Origin of the sequence: Photorhabdus namnaonensis, from assembly GCF_001684335.1 — a bacterium.
Lineage (GTDB): Bacteria > Pseudomonadota > Gammaproteobacteria > Enterobacterales > Enterobacteriaceae > Photorhabdus > Photorhabdus namnaonensis.
Map to the genome: position 1 here is coordinate 1 of NZ_LOIC01000039.1, position 5,916 is coordinate 5,916.

Genomic DNA, 5,916 nt, shown 5'->3' on the forward strand with positions numbered 1-5,916 from the left:
TCCTGTTTGCGGTCGTCGCCTTTGCGGGGGCGGTGATGGCGGCTTTTTCCGCCAGGGCCGCCAGCAGGCCGGGTTCCCAGTCGGCGAGCGACCGGTGTTGTCCCGCCTGGAACAGCTGCCGGTAATGCTGTCGCGCCAGCGCGCTCATGCCCGCCTGTTCCAGTAGCTGTGCGGTCAGCAGCTGACCGTAAAACTGATCCCGGGGTTCGGTCAGCTGTTGCTGATAGTGCTCCGCGGCGTGGAGGGCGGCTTCCAGGCCGTGTTGCTGAAAGCATTGCCAGATAGCGTCCTGTTCCTGCGTGGCGCTGCCGTTGACGGTGGCGGTGGCCGGAGGATGCCGCCAGTTCAGGCTTTATACCACACGGCATAACTCCTTTTTTAAACAGAGAAAATATGGTTTCTCATTTAGCGTTTTGATAAAAAGAAAATAAATATCAATAAATGCTTATCATATTTAACATGTCATTACATTCGTCATTTATTTCATTTAGAAAGTTATCGTATTCTCTGTTATCAACTAACCCTTGTTTCTTTCTTATAAAATGTCATTTTCTTTTCTAATATTTTTTTAACTTGATCTTTGGTAGATATTCTTATTCTATTAAGGATATCTTTTATTGCTTTTTTATACTCCGCATAAAGATAAAGCTTGGATACCAGATCAGAGAAAAAATCACTCCAAACCATATAGTTATCTGGTATGTTTTGATCGAAAAGAAGCTTTAATGCCCTATCTTTATTATCAATCATTTCATGTTCATTAAATTCTTCAATAGAACCGGATAGAAAATCCGAACTTTTAAAAAATCCAATGGGTTCCATATAAGAATTTATTATCTCACCCAGATTAAATTATCTTAAAATTTTACTCCAGAGATCAAAGATGCTCTGTCTTACTTTTTAATTTATGTTTTTTCCCTGAATACAGTGTTATACCTATCTTTGGATCTAATAATATTGCCATTCGCCATATCTTTTTTAACTATAATTTTGTAGTTGAGTCACTTGTTTCGATATGGTATTGATTGATTTGGATTTATTTTATCCAGAGCATTTCTTATTGCATCAGCATATCCGTGATGATTACCTTGACGCCTTGCCATTACATTAACCGGTTGGCATTGGTGTGGCATGGGTATTCACCACGGTAAGAAAGAAGCCAGCCGGAAGCGATTCCGGCTTTTTGCGATTTCAGGGAGAAAGCAGAATAAAATATCAAAAATATAGCCTATGTATATATTTACAATGAATATTATATTTTTATGTATTATTCCTTTGTTTATTTTATTATTTGTTTTATATTTTTGTGATTTTAAATTATATATTTAATATATAAGACCAACCCTGTAAAATATTTATTTTAAGCATGAAAATAACAAAGTGGAAAGATCACGAGGATCTTTCCGGCCTTTCTAATTATAAGTTATCATTTTATCTGTAAATTCAATGATAACTCTCATATTATGAAATATATATTTTCAATTCAATAAATACAAATTCTTATTAACCTTATTAAGTTAGAAAAGTAAATTCACCTGTACTTCTATTTTTATCTAGCTCAGAAAACATATTAAACAATAATTTTGAGTTGTTATTTTTATCCTTGCTAATAATTTTATAAAAATAATCATGTACTGGACAACAAAAAAGTCTATCTGGTTTGGAAGTATAAGGCAGGATATTGAGTTAATTTTCTCATATTTATCGATTAAAATGCGATTTATATAAATATTCAGCCAAGATAGTCCTAACTCATTATCTTGGCTGACTTTTAGATATTTATATTCCTAAACTATAAATATCATTTGCTTCTTTGTCCGCTTCCTTATCCATTTCTACGCTACCTAAAGCCCCCAAGTCTAGGCTATAAATAATATCACTTTCCTTATCTTTTTCTGCATATATAAAGTAACCAAGATCACCATCTTGACCGATTAAAAAATAATTTTGCTCAACCTCTTGAATATTATATGTTTTATTTCTCTCAATAACATATTCACAATTATAAACATATATATTTTCTTGATCTTTGCCGATTATTTCAATATAAGGTTCATTTTGAATTTTCTCGGATAAAAACTTTCTATAAAAATTAGGTAATTTAATGTTCAATTCTTTTTCAATAGAATTTAATTTCTCTAAAATATCTTCTTTCTTCATAAAATTTGCCTCTTAATAAATCTAGATATCAAAGAATGGATTGTTTTTATTAGCGCCTCTAAGCTTATCAAAATATTTATAAGCATCGCCAAGGGCTTTTCTTGCTTGAGTTTGAGGTACACCAGCATCAATCATCTCTCTATAACTTGTATGAAGCTCCTCTTTTAATGTCTTGTCCCATCCTCCAGGCATCGCTCTCCTTGTCCTTTGTGCTGCACTGATTTGAGCATGAGGGATCCCAGAAGTTGAATGTAATAATGTGGCGGGCGCTGATAAGTGGTTTTGCGGGTTAAGGGGAGCGCATGAGATGACGATAGCGATTGAACATTTGCAGGACATTCAGTTAACCCACATTGAAGCACTGGCCTTAGCCCAACTGGTGAAGCGTCTGAACTGGGCGGAGATACGGGCTTGTGCGGTGAATGACGAAGAAGCATATCAGATCAAAGGTGCAATCTATAAGCTTCAATCCGCGCTGGCTTACCGTGGGTATTCGCCACGGTAGATCATTAATCAGGGCAGCAGATCTGCAAGATCTTCTGCCCTACTTGAATTAACCTAATCTAATAGTCTCCTGAAGGTTATTTGAAAAATACTGACTTTTTATAAATGATATCTGTATGTTGTTTTCATTTTTCTTTAATAAGATCAGATAATTTCCTTTTTCTAAAAATATCTTCTTTCCTGAAATATATTCTGAATCATCAGGTTCTAAATCTCCTCCTGTGGTATCTTCCCCGGCACCAATAAATATTTGCCCCGATGGTGCCTTTATGTTCAAGATAATATCTGGCTGTTCAATATCGTCAATAATTTCAATGGTATATTCACCATCATCTCCTAAGCCAAAAAAAGCAATATTACCTTCATTTACTTCTTTTAATTCATCGTCTGGAATACTCCACCAATCAGGAGTATCTGTTATTCTGTGTTTTATTGCTTGTAAATCAAATATAGCTAAAGTTGCTGTATCTGTTGTGAAAAAAAAAGAACTGTTCATTGAAATTATCCTCAAATGAATATTATTTCACTAATGATAGGGCGGCTCCAGTCGGCACTGGCGTATCACGGGTATTCGCCACGGTAAGAAAGAAGCCAGCCGGAAGTGATTCCGGCTTTCTGCTGTTTCAGAGAAAAAACAGAATAAAATAGCAAAAATATATCCTATGTATATATTTACTATGAATCTTATATTTTCCTGTATTATTCCTTTATTTATCTTCTTATTTATTTTATATTTTCGTGATTTTAATTTATATATTTAATATATAAGGTCAACCCTGTAAAATATTTATTTTAAGTATAAAAATAATAAAACCGGAAAGATCACGGGGATCTTTCCGGCTTATTTTTAAATGCTACTAAATTCTATATTTTTAGAAGGAAAACCATCAGGGAATGACATGCATTTGACGTTTCTTGATAAAACACTTTCTAAAAAATCAATGAAATTTTCTTGCCTATATTCAACTTCTGGTGCCCTTGCCGCAATAATAGCGACATTCCATAAGTCACTATTATCTGACGATACAACCCAAAATATATAATCGCCGTTATCTGTAACTCCCATAGGAAGCAATCCATTAATATCGGGATAAAGAATAAACGGATAATAATCTGGATCAGATTCAACAAGGGACTGAAAATCTTCAATAATCCATTCTTTTTGCCTAAAAAAATTTAAATCATCATCTTCGCTAAATGGGTTAAATATAGTGATAAAATCAGCAATCCTACCTGTTCCATATTGGGTTATAAAATCAATATAGTCTTTAGGAAAAGAATGCTGTTCATCTATTAACGGCCACGTTTTACCTTCACCATTTTCATTAGGATGAACAGGTAAGGGCAATAGATTCTTTAAGCTCTCTATACTCATTATTTATATTCCTGGAGGGTTAAGAACGGTGACATATTCAAAGAAGCCCCCTGAACCTTCGGCTTTCATTGTAATACCTGCTGGTTTTCTGGATGGTCCCTTATAAATAGGAATAGAACTCATTTCAACAACTTCTCCTTGTTCTAAGGCTTTTCTTATTCTACCTTCGACTCCACTCATGACAGGAGTATTAGCAGGTCTTTGTTGAAGAGTAACCAGGTTCCTAACATCATCACCAGAACCACCTAATTGTCGTCCGAGCAAATGGCCCCTAGCTCTGTTAGAACCTTTTCCTGTAATAAATCCTGGCGGCTGTATATCGGGATTAGCGTGCGTACCCATATTAATATGACCTTTATCTAAAGTGGCATGAACTCCTGTAGGGCGCCCTAAATGATCTAATTCGCCATATTTAATACTATTAGTAGGACATCCCGTCAATCCGAGCGGATCAACCCAGTTCGCCGGATTATGGACATACGAATAAGGATTCAGGCCCCCATTTAGCCCTAGAGGGTCAGGCGATAAGTACTGTCCCGTTTCCCTGTCGTAATAACGGTGCCGATTATAAAATAAACCGCTTTCCTCATCCTCATACTGCCCACAAAAGCAAGGTAAGATGACCGGAGCATTACTAAAAAGCCGGGAGATCACATGGATCTTTCCGGCTTTTTCAAATGGACAAGCTAAATAATCTTAGTATTGTGATATGTAAATTAGTTTATGTATTACATACCATTTAGTATTTCATCTAGCCAACTACTATTTTTCCTCTCACATTCTATATTGTCGACAAAGAAAAACAGATCATTGTTTTTTATATCTAAATCATATTCAAAATCAGGAATAGCAAAAAGATAACTTATTTTATCTATCTTGCTTTGTTTCAATTTTATTGCAACTGGTTGAGTTATAAAATCAAAATCTGAATCTAAAATGAAATTATCTTCTCTAGATATTTCACCTAATTCACCTTGTTCTTTTCCATACCAAATAACAACTGCATGGTCATAATCTATGAAACTATTTTCCAAATTAAAGTCACGCTCAAATTTGCAGCCTTTATCTGTATCAACAAAACTATTTAAAATGGATGTATAGTCCGTTGAAGTTGAACACCAAACAGCATATTTTTCTTTCATAGTCAGTACACCTAGTTAAAAAGGTAAATCCAGTGGACCAAAAGGAAGTCGTTTACTAGACCATTTCCTTACAGCACTTAAGTATCCATTGATATCTTTTGCATTATCAGCCATTGCTATCAATTCGCGGTGAGATAATGAAGATTGAGATGAAACACCACCAGAATGAGGGAGTGTATGCGTTCCCATTACGCCATTATCATCCAAGAATTTAACTTTACCTGTAGGAGTTCTCCATTTCATATATTCATTAAATGTTACTCCCATCTCTTTGAATTTATCAGCTCTGGATACTGGCAACCATTCATGGAATCCTCCGTCTTTAGAGCCACCATTTTTGCGGAGACGATCCTTTATGTTATCCCTAAATCTAGGATTGTCCCAAGCCTTCATAAATTGTTCTTTAGTCGAATTATTCCAGAAATTTTCAAAGCCTTTTTTACCCCTTCCCCAACCTTTCAAATATGCACTACACCCAGCCAATCCATGTGGGTCAACCCATCCGGTGGGATTTGTCACATATGCATAGGTATTCTCACCGCCCCAGAGGCCAGTTGGATCGGGGCTGAGGTAGCACGCTGCTTCCGGCAAATAATACCTGAACCGGTTATAGAATAAACTACTTTCCTCATCAAACAGTTGCCCGGCAAACCGGAGGCCCGGGTCCAGTGGCGGGTTTTCACCCAGCCCGCCCAGCCGCAGGCCGTACAGCGACTGCTTCGGCCGCCGCCACAC

9 protein-coding genes and 1 pseudogene are annotated in these 5,916 nt (G+C 36.4%); 1 reads left to right on the forward strand and 9 read right to left on the reverse strand.

What is annotated here, in order from left to right; genetic code table 11:
- The 4 genes from Phpb_RS07805 to Phpb_RS23630 all read right to left on the reverse strand — a co-directional run.
- On the reverse strand, positions 1-349 hold a 349-nt coding region (locus Phpb_RS07805; RefSeq protein WP_338046866.1), incomplete at its 3' end, for a type VI secretion system domain-containing protein.
- A 164-nt stretch (positions 350-513) separates the two neighbouring features.
- A complete protein-coding gene (locus Phpb_RS07810) occupies positions 514-822 on the reverse strand; it encodes a hypothetical protein (protein ID WP_065389857.1) in 309 nt (102 codons plus the stop codon).
- A 957-nt stretch (positions 823-1,779) separates the two neighbouring features.
- Positions 1,780-2,160, reverse strand: coding sequence for an SMI1/KNR4 family protein (locus tag Phpb_RS07815; protein ID WP_065389858.1), 381 nt, complete (start codon positions 2,158-2,160; stop codon positions 1,780-1,782).
- Positions 2,161-2,181: 21 nt separating this feature from the next.
- The gene (locus Phpb_RS23630; protein WP_075489421.1) at positions 2,182-2,499 is read right to left on the reverse strand and encodes a hypothetical protein; all 318 of its coding nucleotides are present in this window, start codon (positions 2,497-2,499) and stop codon (positions 2,182-2,184) included.
- Between Phpb_RS23630 and Phpb_RS07820 the strand changes: the two genes are divergently transcribed.
- The gene (locus tag Phpb_RS07820) at positions 2,468-2,665 is read left to right on the forward strand and encodes a DUF7706 family protein (protein ID WP_065389859.1); all 198 of its coding nucleotides are present in this window, start codon (positions 2,468-2,470) and stop codon (positions 2,663-2,665) included. The two genes, Phpb_RS23630 and Phpb_RS07820, sit on opposite strands and share 32 nt — an antisense overlap.
- Before the next feature lie 48 nt (positions 2,666-2,713).
- On the opposite strand, the gene Phpb_RS07825 is transcribed toward Phpb_RS07820, so the two are convergent.
- The 5 genes and pseudogenes from Phpb_RS07825 to Phpb_RS27225 all read right to left on the reverse strand — a co-directional run.
- On the reverse strand, positions 2,714-3,160 hold the full coding sequence (locus Phpb_RS07825; RefSeq protein WP_065389860.1) for a DUF6386 family protein: 447 nt from the start codon (positions 3,158-3,160) through the stop codon (positions 2,714-2,716).
- A 351-nt stretch (positions 3,161-3,511) separates the two neighbouring features.
- Positions 3,512-4,039, reverse strand: a complete 528-nt coding sequence (locus Phpb_RS07830) for an SMI1/KNR4 family protein (protein ID WP_065389861.1) — start codon at positions 4,037-4,039, stop codon at positions 3,512-3,514.
- A gap of 3 nt (positions 4,040-4,042) precedes the next feature.
- Positions 4,043-4,648 (reverse strand): annotated as a pseudogene (locus Phpb_RS07835) (RHS repeat-associated core domain-containing protein); the annotation flags it as partial.
- A gap of 119 nt (positions 4,649-4,767) precedes the next feature.
- On the reverse strand, positions 4,768-5,181 hold the full coding sequence (locus Phpb_RS07840) for a hypothetical protein (RefSeq protein ID WP_109396582.1): 414 nt from the start codon (positions 5,179-5,181) through the stop codon (positions 4,768-4,770).
- Between the two features lie 15 nt (positions 5,182-5,196).
- The coding region (locus tag Phpb_RS27225; RefSeq protein WP_276204259.1) for an RHS repeat-associated core domain-containing protein at positions 5,197-5,916 on the reverse strand (720 nt) is incomplete at its 5' end.

Coding starts and splice junctions, on each gene's coding strand:
- Phpb_RS07825 (WP_065389860.1), bottom strand. CDS start 3,160: ATGAACAGTTCTTTTTTTTTCACAACAGATACAGCAACTTTAGCTATA.
- Phpb_RS23630 (WP_075489421.1), bottom strand. CDS start 2,499: ATGTCCTGCAAATGTTCAATCGCTATCGTCATCTCATGCGCTCCCCTT.
- Phpb_RS07840 (WP_109396582.1), bottom strand. CDS start 5,181: ATGAAAGAAAAATATGCTGTTTGGTGTTCAACTTCAACGGACTATACA.
- Phpb_RS07830 (WP_065389861.1), bottom strand. CDS start 4,039: ATGAGTATAGAGAGCTTAAAGAATCTATTGCCCTTACCTGTTCATCCT.
- Phpb_RS07820 (WP_065389859.1), top strand. CDS start 2,468: ATGACGATAGCGATTGAACATTTGCAGGACATTCAGTTAACCCACATT.
- Phpb_RS07815 (WP_065389858.1), bottom strand. CDS start 2,160: ATGAAGAAAGAAGATATTTTAGAGAAATTAAATTCTATTGAAAAAGAA.
- Phpb_RS07810 (WP_065389857.1), bottom strand. CDS start 822: ATGGAACCCATTGGATTTTTTAAAAGTTCGGATTTTCTATCCGGTTCT.